The sequence below is a fragment of the Ferrimonas sp. YFM genome, from assembly GCF_030296015.1.
Classification (GTDB): Bacteria; Pseudomonadota; Gammaproteobacteria; order Enterobacterales; family Shewanellaceae; genus Ferrimonas.
This window is the reverse complement of sequence record NZ_AP027368.1, coordinates 2,350,861-2,364,376: the sequence shown is the minus strand read 5'-3', so window position 1 is coordinate 2,364,376 and position 13,516 is coordinate 2,350,861. Positions and strand designations below refer to the sequence as shown.

The following is a 13,516-nucleotide window of genomic DNA, read 5'->3' as shown; positions in this document are numbered from 1 at the left end:
TGGGGAACTTCGGTTCCCCATAAAGGCGACTGGTATTGGCTTTTAGGAGAGCGAGGATGACCAAGTCCGAACTTATCGAGAGATTGGCCAGTAAACAGTCGCACCTGTCCGGTAAGGAAGTGGAAGGTGCAATAAAAGAGATGCTGGAGCAGATGGCAACCACGCTGGAGCAGGGGGATCGCATTGAGATCCGCGGCTTCGGTAGCTTTTCGCTTCACTATCGGGCTCCTCGGGTTGGCCGTAACCCCAAGACCGGGGATGCCGTTGAGCTGACTGGCAAATACGTACCTCATTTCAAACCGGGCAAAGAGTTGCGCGAACGCGTCAACCAAAGCCTTCAGGGTTGATTGAATAAAGCCTCCGCATTGCGGAGGCTTTTTAGTATCTGGGCCTGTTAACCTGGGCCGATGGCAATCTGGCCTGAGGCGTCGGCGTGAGGTCGGGTGTTCGCATCGTTTCTACCGGGCGACGATTTGCCTCGTCTGCCGTCCAGTTCGTTGATTGGCTGAGGTCACTCCCGGCAAATTCTCCACACCACGCCCTAGCCATGATTTTCTTTTTATAAGATAATCTTACTCCCTGTCTGATGCTCATGAGGAGCTACAGTGAAAGCCCTGCTTATCACGGCACTGATTGCTGTCTTCTTCATTGTTGCCATGGCCTTTGGTGCCCGCAACGATGAGTTGATCACCCTGAACTACTTTATTGCCCGCGGTGAGTTCTCGCTGCCCATGGTATTGGCGGTGACCTTCTTCAGTGGTTTTGTGATCAGCTGGCTGATCACCATGGCATTGATGCTGGGTCAAAGGTTCAAGTTGAGACGAATCCTTGCCCGAAACCAGCAATTGGAGAAGCGGTTAGCCGAGCTCGAGTCCAACGACACCAATGCTTGAGCTGTTTTTCCTTCTTTTGCCCATCGCCGCCGCCTACGGCTGGTACATGGGCCAGCGCAGCGCCGGTCAGACCGAGCGCAAGCGCAGCCGTGCTCTCTCCAAGAATTACTACGACGGCCTGAACTACCTGCTGTCCGATCAGCCGGACAAGGCGGTCGATCTCTTTATCGAATTGCTTCAGGTGGACGAAGAGACCTTCGAGACCCACCTCTCCCTGGGTAACCTGTTCCGTAAGCGGGGCGAGGTTGACCGCTCCATTCGCATCCATCAGAACCTGATCGCCCGGCCTCACCTGACCACTGAGCAGAGAGACGCGGCGATGATGGAGCTGGGTAAGGATTACCTGGCGGCCGGTCTGTACGACCGTGCCGAAGACCTGTTCCTCAAGCTGGTGAAAGAGCCTGATCACAGCCAGGATGCCGAGCGACAACTGCTCTCCATCTACCAGGCTACCAAGGAGTGGTGGAAGGCGATCAAGGTGGCCCGAAAGTTTGGCCGGGTGAGCCGCAAGGAGCTCAAGCCGGTGGTGGCCCACTACTACTGTGAGTTGGCCCATCAGGCCAAGGATCCCACCGAGAGCATGAAGCTGCTGGATAAGGCGCTGTCTACCGACAGTCACTGCGTCCGCGCCATGGTGGAGAAGATTCGCGCCCTTGAGGGCAAAGACAATGCCGGGGCGGCAAAGCTGGTGAACCAGTTGGTGGCGGCGGCGCCGGACATGCTGCCTGAAGTCCTGGATGACGCCGAAGCGATCTTCCATCAGCTGGGGATGGACGATCAATTCGTGACCCTGCTGCACTCGGTGATGGAGCGTGACGGCAACGTCAGCACCCTGCTGAAACTGGTGGACATCACCGCCGAAACCTCGGGGCCGGATCAGGCTGAGATGCTGCTTCTGGAGCAGCTTAAGCGCCAGCCCACCATGCGCGGTTTCCATCACCTGATGAAACTGCAGATGGAGCAGGCGGATCTCGGCGCCGGCAAGGAGCGCATCGAGATGCTCTCCAAGCTGGTGGAAGCCCAGATAAAGCTCAGACCCATCTATCGGTGCCGCCGCTGCGGCTTCCCCTCCCACAGCCTGTACTGGCATTGCCCCTCCTGCAAGAGTTGGGGCGAGGGTAAGCGCATCCGCGGCCTCGACGGAGAATAGACAACGCGCCACAGAGCGCAGCTGTTTCCAAAACCAAGAACTACTGATAACACCCTACAACCGGAGACACCCATGCAAAATGACCCCAAGGTGCTGGTCGCACTGGACTTCAATGACGCAGAGACGGCACTGAGCTTTGTCTCTGAACTGGATGCCTCCCAATGCCGGCTCAAAGTGGGCAAAGAGCTGTTTACCTCATTCGGCCCAGAGTTTGTCAAAAGCCTGATTGACCAAGGCTTTGATGTCTTCCTCGATCTTAAGTTTCACGACATTCCCAACACCGTGGCCAAGGCGGTAACCGCCGCCGCCGAGCTGGGGGTGTGGATGGTGAATGTGCACGCCGGGGGCGGCAGTCGCATGATGAAAGCTGCCGCCGAGGCGCTTAAATCCTATGGGGATAAGGCGCCTTTGCTTATTGCGGTGACCATGCTGACCTCCATGGAGGAGAGCGAACTGGCCGAACTGGGGGTGACCCGCAGCGCCGAGGCGCACGTGCTGGCCCTGGCCAAGCTGGCTCAGGCCAGTGGGCTGGACGGGGTGGTGTGCTCCGCCCGGGAAGCGTCCCTGCTCAAGACCGAACTGGGCCGCGAGTTTAAGCTGGTGACCCCGGGCATTCGCCCCGCAGGCAGTGACAAGGGCGATCAGAAGCGGGTGATGACCCCGGCCGAAGCGGTGGCTGCAGGCAGCGATTACCTGGTGATTGGCCGGCCCATCACCCAGGCCGAGTCCCCCATCCAGGCCCTGAAAGAGATCAACGCCACACTCTAGTGCTGGCCAACCTAGATTCCCTTCGAGCCAAGGCGACCCATTGCGGTCGCCTTTTCTCTATCTGAGGTTATCGATAGCACGACTCTTGTGTTACCAAGCAATTGCTTGGTAGGTTAGTTCAATTACTGAACTGGAGGCTTTATGACCCACAAGGCCGTGATCACCTGCGCCCTGACCGGGGTGCTCACCGACCCCAGCCGCCACCCGGTACCGGTCACCCCAGCACAGATGGCGGCTGAAGCCAGGTCAGCCTATGACGCTGGTGCCAGCATCCTGCACATCCATTTTCGCCGTCAGCAACCGGGCAAGGGACACCTGCCCAGTTGGGAACCGCAGGTGGCTCAGGAGATCGCCGAGGCAATACGGGACGCTTGCCCCGGGGTGCTGCTCAACTTCACCACTGGCGTGGTCGGAAGGGATCAGTCCGGGCCTCTGGCCTGCCTGGAGCGCTGTCGCCCGGAAATTGCCGCCTGCAACGCCGGCAGCCTCAACTACCTCAAGGTCACCTCGGAGGGCAACTGGGCCTGGCCGCCGATGCTGTTCGACAACCCTGCCGACAAAGTGGAGGAGATGGTCGACCGCTGCAATCGCTGGCACATTCGTCCCGAGTTTGAGTGTTTCGACCTGGGCATAGTGCGCAGTGTCGCCATGTATCAGCAGGTGGGCATGGTAGCCAAACCCAACTACAACCTGGTGATGGGGGTGGCCTCCGGCATGCCCGCCGACCCGGACCTGCTGCCGCTTCTGCAGCGTTACATGCTGCCTGACACTCTGTGGCAGAGCACGGTGATTGGGCGTCAGGAGATCTGGCCGGTGCACCGCAAGACCGCCGAGCTGGGCGGGCACCTGCGCACCGGGTTGGAAGACAGCTTCTATCTGCCTGACGGCCGTAAGGCCAGGGGCAATGGCGAGATGATCGCCGCCCTGGCGACGCTGGCAGAGCAAGCGGGTCGTAGTGTGGCCAGCCCGGAGGAGGCCAGGGCCATCTATCTTTAATCTGAACCTATGATGGGGAGGCGGTTGGCGCCCTGTAAATCCGTTACCTGGAGGGATCCATGCAACTGACCCAGATGATAAAACGCAACGCGGCGCTTTATCCAAACAAGACCGCCACCATCTGCGGCAGCCGTCATCACAGCTGGTCACAGCTCAGAGAGCGGGTAGCCAAGGCCGCGTCTCTGCTCCGCGCCTGCGGCGTCGAAGCGGGCGACCGCGTGGCGGTGCTGTCGCTGAACAGCGATCGTTACTACGAGCAGTTCTTTGCGACCCCCTGGTCCGGCGCGGTCCTGGTGCCGCTGAACATCCGCTGGACAGTGAAAGAGAACCTGTTTGCCCTGAAGGACTCCGGTGCCAAGGTGCTGGTGGTGGACGATGCCTTCCTGCCTGCCGCCGAAGCGATTCTCGCCGGCGACAGCGGGGTGGAGCGGGTGATTCACATCGGCGACAAGCCCACACCCGATACCATGGTGGATTACGCCGACCGACTCGATGAGCAGGCGATAATGGAAGACGCTGGCCGGGGAGGGGAGTCCCTGGCGGGGATCTACTACACCGGCGGCACCACGGGGTTTCCCAAGGGGGTGATGCTCAGCCACCACAACCTGTGGATCTCCAGCGTGTCCGCGTCTCTGGGGTTGGATCTGGCCCGTCCCGAGGTACGTTATCTGCATGCGGCGCCCATGTTTCACGCGGCCGACATCGCTATGTCCTACGCCACCACCATCTGCAGCGCCACCCAGGTGTTCATTCCCGCCTTCGACTGTCAGGCGCTGGTGAACACCATCGCCGAGCACCGGGTGACCCACACCCTGTTGGTGCCCACCATGATCACCATGCTGCTGGGTGCCGGGGTGGTTCAGGGCGCCGATCTGTCGAGCCTGGACACCATAGTCTATGGGGCATCCCCCATGCCGGAGGGCACCCTGCGTCAGGCTCTGGCCGAGCTCCCCAAGGTGGGCTTCATTCAGGCCTATGGCCAGACGGAGCTGGCACCTCTGGCCACCATACTGCCAGCTCGGTACCACGTCCTCGACGGGCCCTATGCCGGCAAGCTGCGTTCTGCCGGTCAGGCGGTCAGCTGCGTGGAACTGGAGGTGGTGGATCCTACCGGTGTGCCTGTATCCTGTGGCCAGGTCGGTGAGGTTCGGGTTCGCGGCGGCAACGCCATGCAGGGCTACTGGAACCGGCCCGAAGAGAGTGCGACGGTGATGTGCGACGGCTGGATTCACACCGGCGACGCCGGCTATCTGGATGAGGAGGGGTTTCTGTTCCTGGTGGACAGGGTCAAGGACATGATCGTCACCGGTGGCGAGAACGTCTATTCCGCCGAGGTGGAGAGCGCCCTGTCCCGTCACCCGGCGGTGGCCGAGGTGGTGGTGATCGGTATCCCCAGCGACCAGTGGGGCGAACAGGTGCACGCCCTGGTTCGCCTTAAACCGGATCAGCAACTGGAGGAGGGGGAACTGATCGCCTTCTGTCAGGGGGAAATCGCCAGCTACAAGTGCCCGCGCAGCGTGGAGGTCCGCAGTGAGCCTTTTCCGGTGACCGGCGCCGGCAAGCTGCGCAAGGGGGATCTGCGCGCGCCATACTGGGAAGGGCACGGTCGACGGGTGAACTGAGCCTTTTTGACGCCACAACAAAAAAGCCAGCCCAAATGGGCTGGCTTTTCGCATTTGCGATGACCGGGTTTACTTAATGCGCATACCGGGTTTGGCACCGGAGTCCGGAGACAGGATGTAGAGCTCATCCTTGCCGGGGCCGGCGGCCAGCACCATGCCTTCAGACACACCGAACTTCATCTCCCGTGGCGCCAGGTTGGCCACCATCACGGTCAGACGGCCTTCGAGGTCTTCCGGTGCATAGGCGGACTTGATGCCAGCGAACACCTGCTTGGTTTCGCCGCCCAGATCCAGGGTCAGCTTCAGCAGTTTCTTGGCTTTTTCGACGTGCTCCGCTTTGGCGATGCGGGCCACCCGCAGGTCCACCTTCATGAAGTCGTCGAAGCTGCAGGTGTCGCTGATGGGGTCCTTGGCCAGCTCGTCGTTGGCGCCGTCATCGGCGGCAGCGGCTTCGGGCTCGGCCTGGGCTTCCACCAGGTTCTCCTTGGAGGCGTCGACCATGGCGGTCACCTTGTCCATCTCGATGCGCTGGATCAGTGGCTTGAACTTGTTGATGCCGTGACCGGCCAGGGTGGTGTGGATCCCCTCCCAGGTCAGCTCGGACGCCAGGAACTCCTCAACGGCGGCGGCCATGGTGGGCAGCACAGGCTTGAGGTAGATCATCAGCAGGCGGAACAGGTGGATGCCCATGGAGCATACCTCATGGGCTTTTTGCTCCATGCCGTCCTGTTTCACCAACTGCCAGGGGGCGGCGTCGGCGATGTAGCCATTGGCCTTGTCCGCCAGGGCCATGATTTCGCGCATGGCTCGGCCAAACTCGCGATCCTCATAGTACTGGGCGATGGTGGTGTCGGCTTCCTGGAACTCTTTCAGCAGCTCTGGGGCATCGATGGCGTCCGCCAGTTTGCCGTCATAGCGCTTGGCGATGAAGCCGGCGGTGCGCGAGGCGATGTTCACCAGTTTGCCGACCACGTCGGAGTTCACCCGCTGGGCGAAATCTTCCAGATTCAGGTCCAGATCGTCGATGCGGTTGTTGAGCTTGGCGGCGTAGTAGTAGCGCAGGTACTCGGGATTGAGATGATCCAGGTAGGTGCGCGCCTTGATGAAGGTGCCGCGGGACTTGGACATCTTGGCACCGTTAACGGTGACGTAGCCGTGGGCAAACACGTTGGTGGGCTTGCGGAAACCGGCACCGTCCAGCATGGCGGGCCAGAACAGGCTGTGGAAGTAGATGATGTCCTTGCCGATGAAGTGGTACAGCTCGGCGTCGGAGTCGGCGGCGAAGTAGTCGTCGAAGTTCAGGTCGTCGCGCTTATCGCACAGGTTCTTGAAAGAGCCCATGTAGCCGATGGGGGCGTCCAGCCAGACGTAGAAGAACTTCTCGCCGTTGGTGCCGGGGATCTCGAAGCCGAAGTAGGGCTTGTCGCGGCTGATGTCCCACTGCTGCAGGCCCTGCTCGAACCATTCGTTGAGCTTGTTGGCCATCTCCTCCTGCAGGGAGCCGCTGCGGGTCCAGGCTTCAAGCATATCTTTGAATGCGGGCAGGTCGAAGAAGTAGTGCTCGGAGTCTTTCAGCACCGGAGTGGCACCGGAGACCACGGACTTGGGGTTTTTCAGATCCGTGGGGCTGTAGGTGGCGCCGCAGTTGTCACAGTTGTCGCCGTTCTGATCTTCGCTGTCGCACTTGGGGCAGGTGCCCTTAACGAAGCGGTCGGGCAGGAACATCTGCTTTTCCGGATCGAACAGCTGACTGATGGTGCTGGTTTTAATGTGGCCGGCGTCATTCAGACGGGTGTAGATCAGGGTCGCCAGTTCACGGTTCTCATCGCTGTGAGTGGAGTGGTAGTTGTCAAAGCCTACCTGGAACTCGGCAAAGTCCGCCTGGTGCTCCTCGGATACCTGGGCGATCATCTCCTCCGGGGTCATGCCCAGCTGCTGAGCCTTTAGCATGATGGGGGTACCGTGGGCGTCATCGGCGCACACATAGGTGCAGTTGTGGCCGCGCAGCTTCTGGAAGCGTACCCAGATGTCGGTTTGGATGTATTCCAGCATGTGGCCAAGATGGATGGGACCGTTGGCGTAGGGTAGGGCGCTGGTTACCAGGATCTTTCTTTGTGGAGATGCCATTTTATCTCTTGCGTGCAATGGATTACGGAATTCGGGCAAGTTTAACTGATAGGAGACGCATTTTCACCCATACGGGGCGCCGTTGAACGCATTATGCGCATGCGAATGTTCAGAGTTCTGGTACACTTGGCGAAATATCTCTATGACGGAGCCTGAGCGTGAGCCCAAATCCCATCCAAGATAAGCTACCGGAAGCCCTTTCCGGGCAAGTCCTTGAGATCCTTTCCCAACAGCAAGACCCCTATCTTCAGCAAAACCTGGTCGAGGCCGGCATCGTTCGCAGCCTGGACATCGACGGCAGCTGCCTGAAGCTGGGGCTGGTCTACCCCTATCCCTGTCAGAGCAAGTACCGCCAGCGCGTAATGGGCCTGACCAATGCCCTGGCCAAGCTGGACGCCATCGAAGAGGTGGAGTGCGAAATTGGCCTGCAGGTGCCCACCATCACCGCCGCCGGTCAGGCAGAGCAGGTGAAGGGCGTGAAGAACATCATCGCTGTCTCCTCAGGTAAAGGCGGCGTGGGTAAGTCCACCACCGCCATCAACCTGGCCCTGGCCCTGGCGGCCGAAGGGGCCCGGGTGGGGGTTCTGGATGCGGACATTCACGGGCCCTCCGTGCCGATCATGCTGGGCGTGAAAGAGTTCCAGCCGGTGAGCACCGACGGTAAAACCATGGAGCCGGCCATTGCCCACGGCATGGCCGCCATGTCCATCGGCTTTATGGTGACCGAAGATCAGGCCACCGTGTGGCGTGGCCCTATGGCCGCTGGCGCCTTGGTGCAACTGCTGAACGAGACCAACTGGCCGGAACTGGATTACCTGGTGATCGACATGCCCCCAGGCACGGGTGACATTCAACTGACCCTGTCTCAGCAGGTGCCGGTGGCCGGCGCCGTGGTGGTGACCACCCCACAGGACATCGCCACCGCCGATGCCCGTAAGGGGATCACCATGTTCAACAAGGTGAACATCCCTGTGCTGGGGATTGTGGAGAACATGAGCTACCACATCTGCTCCCAGTGCGGCAGCAAGGAGCACCCGTTTGGCTCCGGCGGCGGTCAGGCCACCGCAGAGCGCTATAATGTGCCTTTGCTGGGCGACTTGCCGCTGAACGTGGCGATCCGCGAGGCGGTCGACAGTGGCAACCCGACGGTTGTGGCAGACCCAGAAGGGGAGCTGACCGCTCAGTACAAGAGCATCGCCCGCAAGAGCGCCGCCGCCCTGGTGAATCTGTCCGTGCCCACCGGGCTGGAGATTGAGATTTGCGACGAGTAGGTCCGCCTGCCGTCACCCGTTTCTATTAACGTTAATTTGAAGTACAAGTCATGGCTAACCAACAACAATGCGTCATCATCGGCATCGCCGGTGCGTCAGCCTCGGGTAAGAGCTTGATCGCTCGAACCATCTGTGACGATCTGCGCCAGGATATGGGCACAGATCAGATCGCGATGATCACCGAGGATTGCTACTACAAGGACCAGGGTCACCTGTCCATGGAGGAGCGGGTTAAGACCAACTACGATCACCCCAGCGCCCTGGACCATGAGCTGCTGTGTCAGCACCTGGAGCAACTGCGTGCCGGTGAATCCTGCGAGGTGCCGGTCTACAGCTACGTGGAACACACCCGCATGCCCCAGACCACCAAGGTGACGCCGAAGCGGGTGATCATCATCGAAGGTATCTTGCTGCTGACCGATCCCAAGCTTCGCGAACAGATGCACGCCTCCATCTTTATGGATACTCCGCTGGACATCTGTCTGCTGCGCCGTCTGCGTCGTGACGTGGAGGAGCGTGGCCGGACCATGGATTCCGTTCTGGAGCAGTATAAGCAGACGGTGCGTCCGATGTTTTTGCAGTTCATTGAGCCGTCCAAGCAGCACGCCGACCTGATCGTGCCGCGCGGGGGCAAGAACCGCATCGCCATCGACTTCCTGAAAGCCAAAATTCGTCAGCTGGCCAGCGACTAAAACAATAATAAAACAATCGACTTGTACCCAAAGGTTTTAGGGATAGAGAACATGCGTCTTACCGATATCGAGATTGAACAGCACCTGGACAAGGGCCAGATCAGCATTGATCCCCGGCCCTCCCAGGACCGAATTTCCGGCGTCAGCGTTGACGTTACTCTGGGAGACCGTTTCCGGGTCTTCCAGGATCACACCGCCGCCTCCATCGACCTCTCCGGTCCCCGGGATGAGGTACAGAAGGCGCTCAACAGCGTCATGAGCGATGAGATTGCCATTGCCGATGGCGATGCCTTCTATCTGCACCCTGGTGAGCTTGCCCTGGGGGCCACCTTCGAGTCCCTGACTCTGCCGGCGGACATTGTGGGTTGGCTGGATGGCCGCTCCTCCCTGGCTCGCCTGGGCTTGATGGTGCACGTAACCGCCCATCGGATCGATCCCGGCTGGTCCGGTCAGATTGTTCTGGAGTTCTACAACAGTGGCAAACTGCCCCTGGCCCTGCGCCCGGGAATGACCATCGGTGCCCTGAACTTCGAGAAGCTGGCGATGGAGTGTGCCCGGCCGTACAACAAGCGCAGCAATGCCAAGTACCGCGACCAGCAGGGTGCGGTGGCCAGTCGCATCACCCAGGATGGCTGATGAGTAGCTGGATTGACGGTGTCCCCAGCCAGTCTCTGGGTCTGTCTGACCGGGGCTTGAACCTGGCGGACGGCCACTTCACCACCATGCTGGTGCGTGAAGGCGACATAGAGCTGTGGCCGTTGCACCGTCAACGTTTGAGTCAGGCGTGCAGCAGGCTGATGATGGCTCAGCCCGATTGGCACCAGGTGGAGGCCACCCTGGCCCAGGCGACCTCAGGCCTGCAGGGGCTGAAGGTGGCCAAACTGCTGTTTACCCGGGGTGAGCAGGGCAGAGGCTATGCGGCGTCCCTGCATCAGCCTCCCCGGGTGATCCTCTCCCTCCATCCCTATCCGGTACACTATCTTCACTGGCAGCAGCAGGGGATTCGTGTTGGCGTCGCCGACTTCATCCTGGGCAACCAGCCCGCCCTGGCGGGGCTGAAAACCCTGGGCCGCACCGAGCAGGTGCTGCATCGAGCCGAGGTGGACGCCAGCTCCTGTGATGAGCTTCTGGCCTTGGACCCTCAGGGCAGAGTTCTGGAGACCAGTGCGGCCAACCTGTTTTTGTGTCAGGGCAGGGTGCTGGTGACGCCGTCTCTGCACCGGGGCGGCGTGGCCGGCGTCATGCGCCAGCAGATACTGCGGCTGGCTCCCGAACTGGGTTGGCAGATTGAGCTGCGGGATCTGACCCGGTCAGATTTGGCACAGGCGGAGGCGGCCTTTATCAGCAATTCGTTGATGGGACTGGTGCCCATCACTGAACTGGCGGGACGTGCATTAGTCGTCTCTGCCGACATCAGGAGCCTGCAGGAGGCGTTGGCACAATGAGAAAATGGATGATTGGCCTGGCGCTGTCCCTGGCCAGTCTGGCCCTGGCGGCGGTGATTGCCGCGGCCTACATGGTTCATCGCCTGGACAAAGAGATGGCGGCTCCCCTGAATCTGGCCGAGGCCACCGAGTGGCAACTGCCGGTGGGGGCCTCTACTGTGCGAGTGGCCAACCTCTGGTCTGAAGCGGGGTGGATCCCCACCTCCTTCTGGATCAAGTTGGCGGTGCGCATGGAGCCCAGCCTGGCCAACATCAAGGCGGGCACCTACGAGCTGGAACCCCAGATGAGCGTCCGGGAGGCGCTGCAGCTGTTGATGGACGGCAGGCAGATGGCGTTCCGTCTGACCCTGGTTGAGGGGGAAACCCTGAAGCAGGCCCTGGCCCGGGTGTTCGGTCACCCCAAACTGACCCAGCCTGCCCAGGGGATGGAGGGATTGCTGGCCGCCATCGAGTTCGATGGTGCCAATCCCGAGGGGATGCTGTTCCCGGACACCTATCAGTTTCATGCCGGGGATTCCGCCGAAGCCCTGGTGCGTCGTTCCGCCAGCCGGATGCGGCGCGAGATAGAGCAGGCCTGGAGCCAGTGTCAGGAGGGGCTGCCCCTGGAGACTGATTACCAGATGGTGATCCTGGCCTCCATCATCGAGAAGGAGACCGCCCTGGCAGAGGAGCGTCCGCTGATCGGCTCGGTGTTCATCAACCGCCTGAATCGGGGTATGCGTCTGCAGACAGACCCCACGGTGATCTACGGCATGGGGGAGCGCTTCGATGGCAACATCACCAAAGCGGACCTGCTGGAGAGAACCCCCTATAACACCTATCGCATTCGAGGTTTGCCGCCGACCCCCATCTCCCTGGTGGGACGTGAAGCGTTGCAAGCCGCCTGCCAGCCGGCTCAGAGCAAATATTACTACTTTGTCTCCAAGGGCGACGGCAGCCACCATTTTTCCCGGACCCTGAAGGAACACAACAGGGCCGTTAATAAATACATCAGAAAGAGATCATGAGTCAGACTGGAAAATTCATCGTCATCGAAGGCCTGGAAGGGGCGGGAAAGAGCTCCGCCATTGAACGGGTCAACGCTTGGTTTGAGCGCCACTTCGCCGGACAGGAGAGGGTCAACACCCGAGAACCTGGCGGCACGCCACTGGCGGAAGAGATCCGCGAGATCTGGAAGCGCCCGCGCGAGGAGCCCATGGCCAACATGACCGAACTGCTGATGGTCTACGCCTGCCGTGCACAGCTGGTGGAGACGGTGATTAAGCCTGCGCTGGCGCGTGGCTGCTGGGTTATCGGCGATCGTCATAACCTCTCCTCCCTGGCCTATCAGGGGGCCGGTCGTGGCCTGACCAAGGAGGTGGAAGGCCTTTCTGAGATCACCCTGGGCGGCTTTAAGCCGCACCTGACCCTGTATCTGGACATCGATCCCAAGGTGGGACTGGAGCGGGCCCGGGGCCGGGGCGAACTGGACCGAATCGAGCTGGAGAGCCTGGACTTCTTCGAGCGCGCCCGTCAAAGCTATCTGAGCCACGCCGCCGCCGATGCCAGCATTCGAACCATCGATGCCTCCCAGTCCATGGAAAAGGTACAACAGGACATCGAGGACGCCCTGGCGGAGGCGCTGCTGTGACCCTGCCTGTGGCCTTAAGCGCCATGCCCTGGCTCGAACGAAGCTGGCAGCTTTGGCAGCAGAGCCTGGCCAGCGGACGATTCAGTCATGGCTGGCTGATTTGCGGCGCCCCAGGCATAGGCAAAACCGAACTGGCCAACGCTTTGGCGGACTCGCTTTTGTGCGAGCAAGGCACAGGTTGTGGCCTGTGTCGCGGCTGTCAGCTGCTGGCCGCCGACAATCACCCGGACCGCCTGGTGATCCAGCCCGATCCCAGGGTGATCAAGGTGGAACAGATCCGCGAGCTGATCCACGCCCTTGAAGCCACCGCTCACCAGGGTGGTCGTCGGGTGGTGGTGATTCACCAGGCCGACGCCATGAACACCGCCGCCGCCAATGCCCTGCTCAAGACTCTGGAGGAGCCGGCGCCCGGGGTGCATCTGCTGCTGGTCAGTGATGCCCCGAATCGTCTGCCGGCCACCATCGTCAGTCGCTGTCAGCGCCTGCTGGTGGCCTCGCCCTCCCGACAGCAATCGCTGCAATGGTTAGGGGAGGGGCGGGTGGCGCCTCAGCAGCTGGATGGCCTGCTGCGTTTGTTCGGCGGGCCGCTTAAGCTGGCCGAGGCCCTGGAGGCTGGGCAACTTGAGACCATAGAATCCTGGCGCCAGGCCTGGCAAAGAAGCCTGGACACCGGCGTCCTCGACCCTGTGCTTTTTGGCCTGGATGATGCCCAGGCGGCGCAGGCATTGAAGTTGCTCTATATTGATCTTGTAGCCGATCCTCACGCCTATGTGGCCTCGCTGGCGCGTTACCAGGTGCTGGCGCGAGAGGTGGCAGAGCTGCACCAAAGGTTTGAAACCCAGCCCGGGCTGAACGCAGTGGCGGTGTTTCAGCAATTGTTGGTGCGCCACTAGTTTGAGGGAACCCGGCTTTCACCCTTGCC

General features: G+C 60.9%; 14 protein-coding genes. 13 read left to right on the top strand and 1 reads right to left on the bottom strand.

Going from position 1 to position 13,516, the window contains the following annotated elements:
- Positions 1-56: 56 nt before the first annotated feature.
- From ihfB to QUE41_RS10945, 6 genes are all read left to right on the top strand, one after another.
- Positions 57-347, top strand: coding sequence for an integration host factor subunit beta (gene ihfB / locus QUE41_RS10970; RefSeq protein WP_028108420.1), 291 nt, complete (start codon positions 57-59; stop codon positions 345-347).
- A gap of 258 nt (positions 348-605) precedes the next feature.
- Positions 606-893, top strand: a complete 288-nt coding sequence (locus QUE41_RS10965) for a LapA family protein (RefSeq protein ID WP_286339088.1) — start codon at positions 606-608, stop codon at positions 891-893.
- Entirely contained in the window at positions 886-2,043 is a 1,158-nt protein-coding gene (lapB, locus tag QUE41_RS10960) for a lipopolysaccharide assembly protein LapB (protein ID WP_286339087.1), read from the top strand. Before QUE41_RS10965 ends, lapB begins: the two co-directional genes overlap by 8 nt.
- A 72-nt stretch (positions 2,044-2,115) precedes the next feature.
- On the top strand, positions 2,116-2,811 hold the full coding sequence (gene pyrF, locus QUE41_RS10955) for an orotidine-5'-phosphate decarboxylase (protein WP_286339086.1): 696 nt from the start codon (positions 2,116-2,118) through the stop codon (positions 2,809-2,811).
- Positions 2,812-2,952: 141 nt separating this feature from the next.
- Positions 2,953-3,807 carry a beta-keto acid cleavage family enzyme gene (locus QUE41_RS10950; protein ID WP_286339085.1) on the top strand — a complete coding sequence of 285 codons (855 nt, stop codon included), beginning with the start codon at positions 2,953-2,955 and terminating at the stop codon, positions 3,805-3,807.
- Between the two features lie 59 nt (positions 3,808-3,866).
- Positions 3,867-5,429, top strand: coding sequence for a long-chain-fatty-acid--CoA ligase (locus tag QUE41_RS10945; protein ID WP_286339084.1), 1,563 nt, complete (start codon positions 3,867-3,869; stop codon positions 5,427-5,429).
- Positions 5,430-5,498: 69 nt separating this feature from the next.
- Here the strand turns inward: QUE41_RS10945 and metG are convergent, their stop codons facing one another.
- A complete protein-coding gene (gene metG, locus QUE41_RS10940) occupies positions 5,499-7,556 on the bottom strand; it encodes a methionine--tRNA ligase (protein WP_286339083.1) in 2,058 nt (685 codons plus the stop codon).
- Positions 7,557-7,714: 158 nt separating this feature from the next.
- Between metG and apbC the strand changes: the two genes are divergently transcribed.
- The 7 genes from apbC to holB are packed head-to-tail and all read left to right on the top strand — an operon-like array spanning position 7,715 to position 13,487.
- Entirely contained in the window at positions 7,715-8,827 is a 1,113-nt protein-coding gene (apbC, locus tag QUE41_RS10935) for an iron-sulfur cluster carrier protein ApbC (protein ID WP_286339082.1), read from the top strand.
- A gap of 50 nt (positions 8,828-8,877) precedes the next feature.
- Positions 8,878-9,519 carry a uridine kinase gene (udk, locus tag QUE41_RS10930; RefSeq protein WP_286339081.1) on the top strand — a complete coding sequence of 214 codons (642 nt, stop codon included), beginning with the start codon at positions 8,878-8,880 and terminating at the stop codon, positions 9,517-9,519.
- Positions 9,520-9,570: 51 nt separating this feature from the next.
- On the top strand, positions 9,571-10,155 hold the full coding sequence (gene dcd / locus QUE41_RS10925) for a dCTP deaminase (protein ID WP_286339080.1): 585 nt from the start codon (positions 9,571-9,573) through the stop codon (positions 10,153-10,155).
- Positions 10,155-10,964, top strand: a complete 810-nt coding sequence (pabC, locus tag QUE41_RS10920; RefSeq protein ID WP_286339079.1) for an aminodeoxychorismate lyase — start codon at positions 10,155-10,157, stop codon at positions 10,962-10,964. The genes dcd and pabC overlap by 1 nt, the downstream gene beginning before the upstream one ends.
- Positions 10,961-11,971: an endolytic transglycosylase MltG gene (gene mltG, locus QUE41_RS10915; protein WP_286339078.1), complete on the top strand. Its 1,011-nt coding sequence runs from the start codon at positions 10,961-10,963 to the stop codon at positions 11,969-11,971. The genes pabC and mltG overlap by 4 nt, the downstream gene beginning before the upstream one ends.
- Positions 11,968-12,594 carry a dTMP kinase gene (gene tmk / locus QUE41_RS10910; protein WP_286339077.1) on the top strand — a complete coding sequence of 209 codons (627 nt, stop codon included), beginning with the start codon at positions 11,968-11,970 and terminating at the stop codon, positions 12,592-12,594. The genes mltG and tmk overlap by 4 nt, the downstream gene beginning before the upstream one ends.
- The gene (gene holB / locus QUE41_RS10905) at positions 12,591-13,487 is read left to right on the top strand and encodes a DNA polymerase III subunit delta' (RefSeq protein WP_286339076.1); all 897 of its coding nucleotides are present in this window, start codon (positions 12,591-12,593) and stop codon (positions 13,485-13,487) included. Before tmk ends, holB begins: the two co-directional genes overlap by 4 nt.
- Positions 13,488-13,516: the final 29 nt, after the last annotated feature.